Below are 13,413 nucleotides of genomic sequence, written 5' to 3' on the forward strand. Positions count from 1 at the left end.
AAACAGATCGGTCGCGGTGAATGATTGCTTTTGGCAGGCACCACTCTGGGCTATAAGCGACCCAACTAGAGAACGGAGATGAAGTATGGTCCTTTCTGGATTGGTAGAGAAAATTGGTCGCAAGACAGCTCTGGCTGTGACGCTTGCTGCTACATTGCTGGTCACGGCTTGTAGTGGTGGTAGTGAAGATGCGGTTGGTCCCACAGTCGCTCTTGATGAAGGCGTCGTTATGAACCGGGGTAATGGCTATGAGCCGAATACACTGGACCCGCATCAGGCGAACGGTACTTGGGAAAATAACATTATTGGCGACATGATGGTCGGCCTTTACACGGAAGACGCTGATGCCAAGCCAGTTTTTGGAGCGGCTGTGGCTCATGAGATTAGCGAAGATGGTCTGACACACACCTTCAAAATTCGCGAAGATATGGTTTGGTCAGATGGTGAGCCTGTGACGGCTGACGTGTTTATTAAATCATGGCAGCGCATCCTGGACCCAACGACAGCTGCGCCATATGCCTCACTTCTTTATCCATTCAAAAATGCGCGTGCCATCAGTAATGGCGAGATGCCACCTTCAGAGCTTGGCGCGCGCGCGATTGATGCCAAGACACTGGAGTTGCAAGTTGAGCAGCCAACGCCTTTCCTGGCAACGCTGCTGACCCATTACACGGCTTTTCCGGTACCCATTCACAAGATTGAAGAGTTGGGCAATGCCTGGGTGCGACCTGGCAGTTATGTCTCTAATGGTCCTTATGTTGTGGAGGAATGGCGACCGAACAGCCAGATCAAACTGGTCAAGAATGAGCGCTTTTATGATGCTGACAATGTTGCCATTGATACCGTTTACTACAAGCCGATAGGGGATGTTTCTGCTGCATTTCGTGCTTTTCGGGCAGGCGAGATCGACTCGAATTCCTGTTCGCAATGCTATCCTATCCAGCAGGTGAATTTGATTGATGAGATTATGCCTGGCGTAAAGCGGAACGAAGTTATTCTTTCGACAACCTATCTGACATTCAATTCCAATGTACCGCCATTTGATGATGCGCGCGTGCGGCGGGCGTTGGGGCTTGCTATTGACCGGGATATCCTGACAGAGCAGGTTCTCCGGGCAGGTGAAGTGCCAGCCTATGGCCTAACCCCGCCGGGAATTGATAATTATATCAATAACCCGCCGCAGATGGCGGAAGCAGATATGACGCAGGAGGAGCGTTTAGCGATAGCGCGCAATCTTCTTGCCGAAGCTGGTTATGATGAGAGTAACCCGCTAACCATTAATGTAAAATATCGCCTTGCTGGCGATAGAAGGCAGATCATGGTCGCGATGCAGGATATGTGGAAGCGTGTTGGCGTCACGGCAAAACTGGAAGGCAAGGAGCCGAAAGTTGCGTATGCAGATTACCGTGCGCGCAATTTTGATGTTGCCGATGCTGGTTGGGTCGCGGATTATAACGATCCGGATAATTTCCTCTTTTTGGCAAAGTCCGATACCGGGCCAATCAACTATGCCGACTATGCCAATGCAGAATTTGACCGGTTGATGACGGAAGCCAACAACACACAGGATCTCGACGCGCGTGCTGAATTGATGGCTTTGGCTGAAGCGATCCTGTTGGAAGATCTGCCCATCGCGCCGATCTATTTCAGCGTGAATCGCAACCTGGTAGGTTTGCATGTTAAGGGCTGGAACAATAATGTTCTCGGTATACAGCGTACGCGCTGGCTCTCGATTGACGAAAGTGCCCGGAAAAAATACTGATCTTGTCAGTTTGATAAGTTAAAGCGTCAAAGGCCTCCCGTCAGGGAGGCCTTTGTTTTTGCAGGCGTATCAGTTTATCAGTTGTCCATGACGCCTCTTCCGACCCTTCGACAACTTCAGTTTTTCATAGCGCTGGCTCAGCAGCAGTCTTTTTCAAGGGCAGCTGATGCCTGCCTGGTCTCCCAGTCAACGCTTTCTGCAGCTATCAAGGAATTGGAGAGCACGCTTGACGCTCAACTGGTAGATCGAAGCAGTCGATCATTTACGCTAACGCCCGTTGGCGAAGTGCTTGTTGAGCGCGCACGCGCGTTGCTCGCGCAGGCAGAAGATTTTGCGCGCGTGGCACGCAAGTCAGAGCCGCTGAGTGGTGTTGTCAATCTGGGCATTATCCCGACCATCGCACCTTACGTTTTGCCCAAGGCAATGCCGCAGTTCAGGCGCAAATATCCCGACCTGTCACTTTACCTCAGGGAAGCACTGTCTGCGACCCTGATTGACTATGTGCGTAGCGGGCAAATTGATATTGCTTTGATCGCCTTTCCCTACAACACGGAAGGATTGGAATCTCTGGTCTTTGCGGAAGACAGTTTTCTTTTTGCCTGCTCAGCAGAGCATCGGCTGGCCAGTCGTGCAGAGGTTAGTATTGATGAGTTGAATGCAAGAGAGTTACTCTTGCTCGAAGACGGGCATTGTCTAAGGGATCATGCGTTGTCCGCCTGCCAATTGCAGGAGAAAGAACTCGCTAACACATTTGGTGGTACTAGCATCTTCACCCTGGCCCAGATGGTTCGATCCGGTATCGGAGCAACGCTTTTGCCTGAAATGGCGGTGCGTCAAGGGTTGGCTAAGTCATCTTCTCTCATCACTATTCCGTTTAGGGAAGGAAAGGGAGAAACTGTTCCCGGCCGACAGATTGGTTTTGTTTGGCGCAAAGGGTCAGGCCGTCGTCAGGACGTGGAAGCGATGGAAGATATTTTTACCAAAGTGTTGAGTGCTTAGTTGGCTTCTGTTGCCGTGGGGGGCGACATTTTCCTCTGGATAGGCTTAATCTTCCCATTCTCCGAGAGCATGATCGCGACGCCGCGTGATGCTTCGAACTGTGACAAAACAATCATGATGCCAACAGTGATCGGAATACAGAGCAGCATACCGCCAAAGCCCCATAGAGTTCCCCAGAATGTCAGAGACAACAGTATTACCAATGGGCTGAGGTTCAAAGACTTTCCCAGTAAGCGAGGTTCAATAACTGACCCCACAACCTGCTCTGCGGTTGTCAGCAGTAAAATTGTCAAAATGAACAGTGTAATACCTCCGCCATCTGGTTGTACCAATGCTAATGCAGAGGGCAGGATGACCGCAATAATTGAGCCGATGATCGGAATAAAGTTCAGAGAAAAAATCAGCAATGCCCAGAATCCAGCAAAATCTATGCCCAAGATCAGCATGATGATCCATGATAGGACGGCGACAATGAAACTGGTCGTTGTCTTGATGGAGATATATTGCCGCACAAGGGTGCCGATATCCTGCACGATCTGATCTACATCCAGCCGGTCATCATCAGCTCCTGCGAGTGCATGTAGTTTGACAAGGAATTTTCCACGTTCAATCAGCATAAAGCCAGTATATAGAAGGATGGTAACCAGATTGGCACCAATCGTTGCAATGGCCGAGCGGACATCATTGACGAAGCTGGTAGCTATATTGATTAGTTGATCCTGCCACTGTGCAAATAGCTCCATATCGGCCGGCGGTAGTTGCGCCGTAACCTCGTCAGAAGCGTTTATCTCCTGTGCCGGGAAGTACTCCTGCAGGAAGGAGAATTGCGAAAGGTAGTTGATAAGATTTGCTGCGATTTCCAGAAATTTCTGCCGATATTCAGGAAACTCTGCGAGCATCGCTTCACCATTGGCAATGACAATCTGGCCAAGGACGATCATGACGAGCGTTATCAGGCCAAAAGCAAGTACAAAACTAAGCCATTCTGGCAGTATTTTCCCGAGTCCCGGTAACCTCTCTATGCTATTCTTTACCGTGACAATTATAAACGTCAGGAAAAGGGCGAATACCAAGGGTATAATTATGGATTGTCCAATATACAGAACATAGCCAATTAAGATTGCAAGTGCGGATGCATAGAAAAGGCGGGGCAGGCCCTGCCCGTAAAGAGAGACTTTTTCTGATTTTTGATCCGGCATTGCCTGCTATCCCTCTTTTTTTGTCCCTTGTTTCGTCATTAGATGGCAGGGTTTTTTCTTTATTCAAGCCTTGATCTTGCGTATGTCGCGATATGTTTCGAGTTGCCCTGACTAATCTTGATTTCGATGAAGCGGTGCGAAAAGTCGCTGGTACGCCTTACGCACATGTTCTTGGGGCTGGCCAGATGGCAGAACAGGCATGGGGTGGGCAATGGCAGATGATCGCAGCGAAACCCGTGGCAGTGTTCTCTTTTCGCAAGGGTGTTGCCAGATGGTGCGGCGAACTGGTCACCACGGATCATGGTGGCCCCTTTGATGCGCTGGCAGATTACCTGAAGCGCAGGGAGCCTCAGTCGTCGACGAGCGATAAAACCTCACAACTTCCACCTTTTATTTCTGGCGCTCTCGGGCACGTTTCATATGAGATGGCTCAGTTTAATGAGCCTGGTTTGCGCTTGCCCGGCGCTGAGACAGCGAACATGGATTTTGGTTTTTATGACGCTGTTGGCGCCTGGCCTATTGCAGGTGGCGAGGGTGAAGTGTTCGGCTGCTCTTTGCAGGCGGTTGAGGCCTTGAGAGATGCTCTTCTGGAAGATGCAAAGCCACAGAATTTTTTTGCCAAGGAGAAGTTGGCTGTCTCTGCTTTGAGTTCGGATAAATCTGAATATGCCTACCATGACGATGTAAATACGTGCAGAAAAGACATTCTGGAGGGAGAGTATTTTCAGGCAAACCTTTCGCGGCAACTTACGGCAATTTTAGAGGGGGCTGTCCTCGAGCGAGGAGATGCTGCATATCTTTATGAATATATGTGTGCGGCAAACCCCGCAGCTTTCTCATGTTTGATGCAATATGAGCAGGAGGCATATCTCTCTAACTCGCCAGAACGGTTTTTCAATATTATAACTTCAGGCGGAACCAGAAGAGTCGTAGCTGAGCCCATAAAAGGCACACGCCAACGTAGTCATGATCCTGAAGAAGATTTGCAGCTCATCAGGGGCTTGGCCCGAAGTGAGAAGGATCGTGCCGAGAACATCATGATTACGGATCTTGTTCGTAATGATCTCTCCCGGATATGTGAAGACGGAACTATTTTAGAGGAGAAAATATGTGACGTGCAAACCTATGCACATGTGCACCATCTTGTGTCTCGTGTGTCTGGGGTTTTGCGGCCTGGCCAGACAGCAGCTGATATTTTGAAGGCATCCTTCCCGTGTGGGTCTATAACAGGCGCGCCAAAAGTAAGGGCCATGCAAGCTATAGCCGACATTGAGGGGCGTCCACGCGGAATTTACTGTGGTAGTATCGGGTACGTTGACGATCGCGGCGGGGCAGATTTTTCTGTAGCTATCCGCACCGCGACGGCTTCAAAAAAAGATGGTGCTTTGCAGTTAAGTTACGGGAGCGGGGGAGGGGTTACGGTGCTTTCTGACCCAGAAGAAGAATGGCGAGAAACAGAGGCAAAAGCAATAATCTTCCAGAAATTGGTTGACGGACTCAACGTGCCGGGCCCTTCAGTGCCATGATTCTGGTCATTGATAATTACGACTCATTCGTACACAACCTTGCCAGATATGTTCGCGAATTGGGAGATGAAACGCATATTGTACGCAATGACCGGTTATCGGATGCAGATATTTCCTGGCCTTCTGTGCGCGGTATTATTCTCTCGCCTGGGCCTGGCCGGCCTCAATCTGCAGGTGATTGTCTGAAGGTCATCTATGAGAAAAGAGATACGCCCGTTCTGGGTGTTTGCCTGGGCCATCAGTGTCTGGCAGAAAGCTATGGTGGCATTACCGTTTCTGCGAAAGAGCCAATGCATGGCAGGGCAAGTTCGATAACGCATGATAATACCGGCGTGTTCAAGGGGGTGGCGAACCCATTTCAGGCAGGAAGGTATCATTCCCTCGCTTCAAATATTTCTACATCAACTGAACTAATGGAACAGGCCTACACGGAGGATGGTGAGGTGATGGGCTTTCGTCATAAAACATACCCCCATCACGGCGTGCAGTTTCATCCGGAATCCCTCCTGACTACTGAAGGGAAGAAGATCATTTCGAACTTTCTGTCTATAGTATCGGAGATGGTCTCGTGAGTATCTGGTTAAATGGTCATCTGTATAGTGATGCTATCGGCAAGATAGATGGCAGGGATCGCGGTTTACTACTGGCAGATGGTATATTCGAAACTTTGTTGGTGCGCCACGGGAGGCCAGTTTTTTTCAAACAGCATTTATCCCGGCTAAAGCGGGCAGCAAATTTTTTCACTATTCCAATTAACTATAGCGATGACGTGATTGGGGAAGCTATCCGGCAGAGCGCAGAACGGTTTTCTGCCGACGATGTGGATTGTGCCGCACGCCTGACGCTGACAAGAGGTGTTGGACAGCGTGGTTTGGTGCCGCCGCATAAAAGGGATACGAGCCCGACATTCATGGTTTCTGCCGCGCCAGTACTGCCTCCCTCACCAGATAGCGTGCAGCTGATTGTCAGCGATATTTGCAGGAATGAAGGCTCGCCATCTTCTGGCTTCAAGACAATTTCCTATACAGATAATATATTGGCCAGACATCAAGCGGTGCAAAACGTGGCAGATGATGCGGTCATGTGCAATAATGCCGGACACTTGGCGTGTGCTACAGCCGCTAATCTCTTTCTGCTCTTGCCAGATCTCTCACTTGTCACACCTGACAGAGAGTGTGGCATATTGCCCGGTATCACCAGAGACGTACTTTTATCCATTGCCAGTGAGTTGTCTCTCCCAGTCGATGAGGGGAAATATAAACCCGCGATACTGGAGAACGGGTGTATCTTCCTGACCAACAGTCTTGTTGGTATCCAGCGCGCGCAACTTGTTGGCAGTAAGGTGCGTATGTCTGAGGACATGGAAAATCTGTTACTTGAGTTACAACGGCAATACGCGCAAAAAGTCAGTACTGATATTGGGCTTTGACACATGAAAAGTTTTTCAATTGACGATGAGCAACTGGCAAGACTGGTATGTGCTCTGACCGGTGATGAGCTGGCCCGACATTTCAACCATTATACAGACTTCGTAGCGCAGGCAGAATGGGGTCCTGACACACCCGTTGGCGAAGATGGGGCAGAGTTGACGCAAGAGCAACTCGAAGCTTGCGCCAGACGGTTTTGCTCTTTCTTCGACAAGCCTGCGGACAGTCTTATTACCGCAGCATCTGATACGTTTGGCAGTTGGTCGCAACAGGTCAAGCAGTTGATCGAGAAAGACCTCAGAACTTTCCGTTTTCACCCAGCGACACAAGGCGGTGTCGCTGAGGCGCGACATTCAGCTGATGAGGTCTGGCAGGATGCGCGCATGATCGCCAGCCTCATGCACGGTCGACGACGGATTATTACGATGGTTTCAACCCATAGTCTGTTCGGGTTTGTTACTTCTGTCCTGGCGCCCAACCTGCAGCACCTGTCCGTTGTAGATGGGCGTGCCATGTCACCAGATCTGTTGGCGGATAGTTTGACCTTTGGCGATATTCTCATCGCAACGCCAACGCTGTGGCGCTATCTGGCGCAGACATTACCTTCTTTTCCCAATAACGTGATGGGCCTGTCATTTGGCGAGCCGCTGATGCTGGACCTTTCGGCGGAGTTGCGTGAGATGGGTCTAGGCGCAATGCGAGAGCTATACGGATCAACCGAAACAGGTATTATCGGATGGCGCGATACGCCTTCTGAGCCCTTTGTCCTGTTTGATCACTGGGCTGCTGATGGGGAGAAGCTTGTGCGTACCTGTCCGGACGGGCAAGTGCGTGAGCTGACGGCGATGGACCATCTGCTTTGGGAAGGTGACAGGACTTTCAGTCTCGCTGGCCGCCGCGATGGCGCCGTTCAAATCGGCGCTGTAAATGTCTTTCCACAAAAGATCGGAGAGATAATTGCCGAGCATCCTGATATAGCAGGATGCAATGTGCGAGTGGCGCAGCGCAGCGGTGCGCTTGACCGACTTATTGCCCATATTGACCTGAATGCAGGGGTGAGTCCCAATCAGGATATGGCGTGGCGTGTGGATGAATGGTGCCGCAAAAAACTTCGGCCGCCGGAGCGGCCGAGGATATATGTTTTCGGGCAGGTTTCCTGAATTGTCCTTGGATCAATTACCCGTAAAGCTACTGGCTGCGGCTTCCAGCGCTGTGCTGACTTTTGTTGTCGCCTGACCTGTGACCTGTCCGAAGATCTCGTCACTGTCGCCTACAGCGGCAGTCAGTTCACATTTTTGCGTGCACGTATATGTAGCACGTTCAATGCCGCGGTTCAGTACCAGCATATTGCCTGATGGACTTTGTACACGGATATTCAGATTGTCGATGCGCTCACCATTCTGATCAAAGAAATAGATGTTGGTGAGTCCAGGTGTCTTGCCATAGAGAAGGATCTTGTCGTTGGACTGAACAGTCACATCAGCGATAGCCGGATTACCGACGACAATGCTGCTGACCGGGGTTTCCAGATCGTAATTACGGACCTGATCAATCGTCAGCCATAGCTCGCCGGCCGTTGCCGAGGCAGGCCAGATAGCCAGGAAACCCAATGCCAGTGTTGTAAGTATCTCGCGACGCATGGAGATATCCTTTCTGTTCATTCGTGCTTTTCTGGCACGAATTTCTCAAGGATTTCTTAAATGTGTGCGACTGTTGCCGTGCTTCCCTCGAATTAAGGTTCCGGCTTTACGCTGTTTTAACAGGAGTTTGTTCAAGTAGGTGCGCGTTGGGCGAGACGCGCATCCGATGGAGACTCCCCCTCAATGATTTCAGCAGCTACGGTTACTCAGGATAGTGCAGGCCAGTGTGATCATGTCAGGGATGCCCTGTTGGCTTTTGACTCCTTTAACATTTTGCCTGAATCATCTTTGGCCATTCTGGCGGATCATACCTGCAAGCGCGCTTTTGGCGCGGGCGAGACAGTTTTTGCCATGTCCCAATATGATGGCGGGGAAATTTTTTGCATTGTATCCGGTCAGGCAAGTCTGACGACAATGTCACCTTCAACTGGCGCGCTATCGGTTGAACAGATGTCAGCAGGACAGGTTTTCGGTCTTGAGTATGTGCTTGGAGAATTTGATCAACAGGATTTGCAGGTGGGCCTGACGGCTATGTCGGAGCTTGAAATTCTGAAAGTCGACGGAGAGCAGGTTCTTGATCTGGTAAAGCGAAAGCCGGTCGTCGCACGTGCGTTCCTTGTGAACTTTGCCCGGCAACTCCTGAATGACCGCAGGGGGGCTGAAGAGCATCATGATGATCCGTGCAAGCGTATTTACCGGGCGCTTTTTGACATGTTGGAGCGCGATGAACGGCAATTCACGCCTTTATGGCACATTAGCGCCATGCCCAAGCACCGCGAACTGGCTGAGGTTGCTGGTACCAGCGAGGCTGAAGTGGCAGAAATCGTTGCGAAGCTGATCAGTCAGAATATTGCTCAACGTAATTATCCTGGTTTAATCATTACTGATTATTCCAGATTTCATTCTTTGGCGTTGTAATTTCTGGTGTTAAATAACTGGTCGCCCCTAATTGCTGTTGGTTTGTGCAAAAATTTAATTATCCGGGTAAGAATTTATTAACCCTGACATGCATTTCGGTCAGTACTTTCTTTACTTCGTTGTGTTAGCTTGAGTTCATATCCGAAAACCGGGTGTGCAAGTGCAAGTGCAAGTAAATGGAGTCTAAAATGACAAATCTTATCAACCGTTTTATCAAAGATGAAGAAGGCGCTACAGCCATTGAATATGGCCTGATCGCTGCATTGATTGCTGTCGCAATTATTGGTGCGCTGCAAGCTGTTGCAACATCACTGAGCAGCAACTTCTCTGAGATTTCATCCAATCTGGATTCAGCTGCTTAAGCTGGCGACTATTTCTCACTACCTAAAGGGGAGGCTCGAAGCCTCCCCTTTTTTATAATTATAAAAATTTTCATTATTGAAATTTCTATCGCATATATTTCCATAAATATTATTTTTACAAGATTTGATTATGATTTCTGTGCCCAAGAGCAGGGCGTAGAAGTGCAAGTAAATGGAGTCTGAAATGACAAATCTTATCAACCGTTTTATCAAAGATGAAGAAGGCGCTACAGCCATTGAATATGGCCTGATCGCCGCATTGATTGCTGTTGCAATCATTGGTGCGCTGCAAGCCGTTGCAACATCACTGAGCACCAACTTCTCCGAGATCTCATCCAACCTGGATGCTGCTGCTTAAGCCGGGATTCATATCTCATAGCGGAAGGAGGCCTTGTGGGCCTCCTTTCCATCACTGCGAGGTTCGCTTATGTCAAAGAACATCTATAGCTTCTGGAACGAAGAAAAAGGTGCAACCGCGATTGAATATTCATTGATTGCAGCGCTTTTGGCGATTGCCGCGATTGGTGCTTTGCAGGCAGTTGCAACATCTCTCAGTACGAATTTTTCTGACATCGCATCCGGTGTTGATAGCGCTGTATAAGAATAGGGATCAAACACCCCTTGAGCGCTCCCTCCAATAACCACTCCTTAAGCCTGTTGCTATACGTATTGGCCGGGTTGTTTAAGACGAGGTGGCGATGCTGTCTTATATCCTAGTTTCCATTTTACCCGCATCATGGCTGATCGCAGCTATCAACGATCTGGGTGAGCTGAAGATACCCAACTGGATATCCATAACTCTGGTTCTGGCGTTTCCAGTGATGGCTTTATGCTTTGGCTATTCAATCGAGATGTTATCATCTTCGATTGCCCTCGCGCTGGGTGTCCTCGTCCTGGGCTTCGCAATCTATACAACCGGCCAGTTTGGGGCCGGAGATGTCAAGTTGCTTGCCGCGACCGCTTTGTGGGTCGGGCCCGCAGCATTCCCAATGTTTCTTTTCAAAGTGATCCTTGCGAGCGGTATATTTGCTTTCGCGATCATCATGTTTCGCTCAACGCCGATGTTACCGGTCTATGCTCATGCGCCCTGGTTGATGGAATTGCATGGCTCGCGTCGTGCCATGCCATATGGCGTTGGTATCGCGCTGGGGGGATTCTGGTCTCTTCATGAGGCGATGGCCTTCCTTACCGTATTCGGCTGAGGCCAGTCCTTACCTTATTCATTAACTTTGTTTTGAGGGTTTTGCGCCAGATTGGACCTGAACAATTGCGTTTTTTTGTGTCGAATCTGAAGGCGGTGTGAAGTGAATACAGGTCGATTGATACTTCTGGGTGTGGCGCTCCTTGCGGGTGGTGGTGCTTTTTTCCTGGTCGCTTCAGGCGAAGATACGCCAGAGGTTATTACCCAGGCGATCCCTCAGCAGGAGACCATCGAAACTGTCCGTGTGTTGGTGGCCGACACAGATTTTGCGCAAGGCGAGCGGCTTGACCCGAAGAAAACCAAATGGGTGAAGTGGCCAAGGAAAGGCCTTCCGGACTTTCTCGTAACGGACGAAAATAAGAGTTTTTATGAAGAGCTTCCGCAGGCATTAGCCAGAACACCAATTGTAGCTGGTGAGCCGATCACAGAAGCAAAGGTTGTTCGCCCCGGTGATAAAGGAATGCTGGCAGCTTTGCTGACCCCAGGAATGCGCGCTGTGACGATGGATGTAACCTCACGCCAGTCGGCTGCAGGGTTTATTTTGCCAGGCGACCGTGTCGATGTATTCGCAACACTTGAAAATGGTGACGGCACCCAGATGGATAGCAATGTTCTTTATTCTAACATACGTGTTCTGGCTGTTGATCAAACCATGCAACAGGATTCTGAAGGCTCGATAGTTGGTCGTACAATCACACTAGAATTGGCGCCGGCACAGATTGGCCGTTTTCTGACGGCGCGTGAATCTGGATCGCTTAATCTCGTCCTGCGCAGCGTCTTCCTGCCCGCGGATGGGGAGGAACTGATTCAGGAAATGGAGCCTGCTGAGGTTCTCGTCATCAGATATGGCCAGTCATGATCCTAACAATGAATAAAACCACCAACAGTCAAGGTGTACTATGAGCACGGCAAGAACAACAATTCTCAATAAAGCTGCCACATGGGGCAGTGTTGCCGTCGCGGCCTTCCTTGGCTTGATGGCTGGGGCGACGTCTGTTCAGGCACAGGAAGCACGCATCATATCAGGTGGAGACACGGCGACGTCCAAAAGCATGACATTGCCGCTGAGCAAAGCAGCAATTATCGAATTGCCCGAAGCTGCCGCAGATGTACTCGTTTCTGACCCAACAAAAGTTGAGGTCGTTATTCGATCACCGCGCAGGGTTTATCTGCTTGGTATGGAAGTAGGACAGGCAAATGCCTTTTTCTTTGATGCCCGGAATCGTCAGATTTTGAATCTGGAAATCATTGTTGAGCGGGATGTTGACGCACTGTCCAATCTTTATTCGCGCTTGATGCCGGATTCACGTATCACAGTCGAGGCAGTCAATGAAAATGTTATCCTGAAGGGTTCTGTCGGTACAGAAACCGAACGTGCACGTGCGCAGAATGTCGCTGCAAGGTTTACCGGGGATCCGGAACTTGTTCTGAACATGTTAAGCGTGAGAGAACAAAATCAGGTAATGCTCAAAGTACGTATTGTTGAGATGCAGCGCAATCTGGTTAAACAGCTTGGTGTTAACGGAAACTTCTTCGCTCAACTAGACAATAATATCTTTACAGGCAGCTGGCAGAACAGGTTCCCTTTTTCTGGCGAGGCGTCCGGCGGTATTGGCGGTGACTTGAACACACCTGGATTTGGTGATTTGACCAATCTGGACCTCACGCTGGCAGCTTTTGAGTCAACTGGCCTCATTCGCACCCTCGCGGAGCCAACTCTGACATCCGTTTCTGGTGAAGGGGCAAACTTCCTTGCAGGTGGTGAGTTTCCTGTCCCTGTTTCCAGTGACGATGGCGAAGTCGGTATCGAGTTCAAACGCTTTGGTGTTGCTCTCGGTTTCCGTCCGGTTGTTTTGTCCCGGGGGCGGATCAACCTGAAGATAAATACTGAAGTCAGTGAAGTAGACACTACAAATGGCTTCACACTCTCTGCTTCTTCAGGCATTGACCCGGAAACGGGTGAGCTGATTCCGAATGCGTTTCTTATCCCCGGCCTGACAGTGCGCCGCGTTGAAAACGTTATCGAATTGCCAAGTGGTGGGAGCATGGCGATTGCCGGATTGCTGCAGGATAATATCCGTTCTGCCGTGGATGGTGTGCCCGCCCTGAAAGATACACCGGTTCTCGGGCAGCTTTTCCGCAGTAACGAGTTTCGCAGCAACCAGACAGAGCTTGTCATTATAGTGACGCCGTATCTCGTTGAGCCTGCGCATCGCTCAGAACTGACTGATCCGTCTCAAGGATTTGTTCATGCCACACAGGTACAGCAGATACTGGTTGGCAAACTGGAGTCCACATACGGCATGCGCCGAAAAACGACTGGATCTTCGACACTGCAAGGGCCTCTGGGCTTCATTCTGGATTAGACAGGAAACAGAC

15 protein-coding genes and 1 pseudogene are annotated in these 13,413 nt (G+C 50.0%); 14 read left to right on the top strand and 2 right to left on the bottom strand.

What is annotated here, in order from left to right; all coding sequences use genetic code 11:
- The first annotated feature begins 85 nt into the window (after positions 1-85).
- Both RAL90_RS15310 and RAL90_RS15315 read left to right on the top strand, forming a co-directional pair.
- Positions 86-1,762 (top strand): peptide ABC transporter substrate-binding protein, encoded by a 1,677-nt coding sequence (locus RAL90_RS15310; protein ID WP_306252190.1) that lies wholly within the window; start codon positions 86-88, stop codon positions 1,760-1,762.
- Between the two features lie 87 nt (positions 1,763-1,849).
- Positions 1,850-2,761, top strand: a complete 912-nt coding sequence (locus RAL90_RS15315) for a hydrogen peroxide-inducible genes activator (RefSeq protein ID WP_306252193.1) — start codon at positions 1,850-1,852, stop codon at positions 2,759-2,761.
- On the opposite strand, the gene RAL90_RS15320 is transcribed toward RAL90_RS15315, so the two are convergent.
- Entirely contained in the window at positions 2,758-3,960 is a 1,203-nt protein-coding gene (locus RAL90_RS15320; RefSeq protein ID WP_306252195.1) for an AI-2E family transporter, read from the bottom strand. The genes RAL90_RS15315 and RAL90_RS15320 overlap by 4 nt on opposite strands.
- Positions 3,961-4,052: 92 nt before the next feature.
- Between RAL90_RS15320 and RAL90_RS16380 the strand changes: the two are divergent.
- The 5 genes and pseudogenes from RAL90_RS16380 to RAL90_RS15345 all read left to right on the top strand — a co-directional run.
- Positions 4,053-4,403, top strand: a pseudogene (locus tag RAL90_RS16380) (hypothetical protein); the annotation flags it as partial.
- A 36-nt stretch (positions 4,404-4,439) separates the two neighbouring features.
- The gene (locus RAL90_RS15330) at positions 4,440-5,486 is read left to right on the top strand and encodes an anthranilate synthase component I family protein (protein WP_306252199.1); all 1,047 of its coding nucleotides are present in this window, start codon (positions 4,440-4,442) and stop codon (positions 5,484-5,486) included.
- A complete protein-coding gene (locus RAL90_RS15335; protein ID WP_306252200.1) occupies positions 5,483-6,058 on the top strand; it encodes an aminodeoxychorismate/anthranilate synthase component II in 576 nt (191 codons plus the stop codon). The genes RAL90_RS15330 and RAL90_RS15335 overlap by 4 nt, the downstream gene beginning before the upstream one ends.
- Complete coding sequence (locus RAL90_RS15340; RefSeq protein WP_306252202.1) at positions 6,055-6,915, top strand: aminotransferase class IV; 861 nt, start codon at positions 6,055-6,057, stop codon at positions 6,913-6,915. The genes RAL90_RS15335 and RAL90_RS15340 overlap by 4 nt, the downstream gene beginning before the upstream one ends.
- A 3-nt stretch (positions 6,916-6,918) precedes the next feature.
- On the top strand, positions 6,919-8,073 hold the full coding sequence (locus RAL90_RS15345) for a hypothetical protein (RefSeq protein ID WP_306252203.1): 1,155 nt from the start codon (positions 6,919-6,921) through the stop codon (positions 8,071-8,073).
- Between the two features lie 12 nt (positions 8,074-8,085).
- On the opposite strand, the gene RAL90_RS15350 is transcribed toward RAL90_RS15345, so the two are convergent.
- Positions 8,086-8,574, bottom strand: coding sequence for a pilus assembly protein N-terminal domain-containing protein (locus tag RAL90_RS15350; RefSeq protein ID WP_306252205.1), 489 nt, complete (start codon positions 8,572-8,574; stop codon positions 8,086-8,088).
- Between the two features lie 162 nt (positions 8,575-8,736).
- Here RAL90_RS15350 and RAL90_RS15355 point away from each other — a divergent pair, with 162 nt between their 5' ends.
- The 7 genes from RAL90_RS15355 to RAL90_RS15385 all read left to right on the top strand — a co-directional run bounded on the left by RAL90_RS15355 (position 8,737) and on the right by RAL90_RS15385 (position 13,400).
- Positions 8,737-9,471, top strand: coding sequence for a Crp/Fnr family transcriptional regulator (locus tag RAL90_RS15355; RefSeq protein WP_306252207.1), 735 nt, complete (start codon positions 8,737-8,739; stop codon positions 9,469-9,471).
- A gap of 188 nt (positions 9,472-9,659) precedes the next feature.
- On the top strand, positions 9,660-9,833 hold the full coding sequence (locus RAL90_RS15360; RefSeq protein WP_306252209.1) for a Flp family type IVb pilin: 174 nt from the start codon (positions 9,660-9,662) through the stop codon (positions 9,831-9,833).
- 184 nt (positions 9,834-10,017) lie between these two features.
- Complete coding sequence (locus RAL90_RS15365; RefSeq protein WP_306252211.1) at positions 10,018-10,191, top strand: Flp family type IVb pilin; 174 nt, start codon at positions 10,018-10,020, stop codon at positions 10,189-10,191.
- 69 nt (positions 10,192-10,260) lie between these two features.
- On the top strand, positions 10,261-10,434 hold the full coding sequence (locus RAL90_RS15370) for a Flp family type IVb pilin (protein ID WP_306252213.1): 174 nt from the start codon (positions 10,261-10,263) through the stop codon (positions 10,432-10,434).
- A 97-nt stretch (positions 10,435-10,531) separates the two neighbouring features.
- Positions 10,532-11,035, top strand: coding sequence for a prepilin peptidase (locus RAL90_RS15375; protein WP_306252214.1), 504 nt, complete (start codon positions 10,532-10,534; stop codon positions 11,033-11,035).
- 102 nt (positions 11,036-11,137) lie between these two features.
- Positions 11,138-11,893, top strand: coding sequence for a Flp pilus assembly protein CpaB (gene cpaB, locus RAL90_RS15380; RefSeq protein ID WP_306252216.1), 756 nt, complete (start codon positions 11,138-11,140; stop codon positions 11,891-11,893).
- A gap of 40 nt (positions 11,894-11,933) precedes the next feature.
- Positions 11,934-13,400, top strand: coding sequence for a type II and III secretion system protein family protein (locus RAL90_RS15385; RefSeq protein ID WP_306252217.1), 1,467 nt, complete (start codon positions 11,934-11,936; stop codon positions 13,398-13,400).
- Positions 13,401-13,413: the final 13 nt, after the last annotated feature.

It is taken from the genome of Parvularcula sp. IMCC14364 (assembly GCF_030758415.1).
Lineage (GTDB): Bacteria > Pseudomonadota > Alphaproteobacteria > Caulobacterales > Parvularculaceae > Aquisalinus.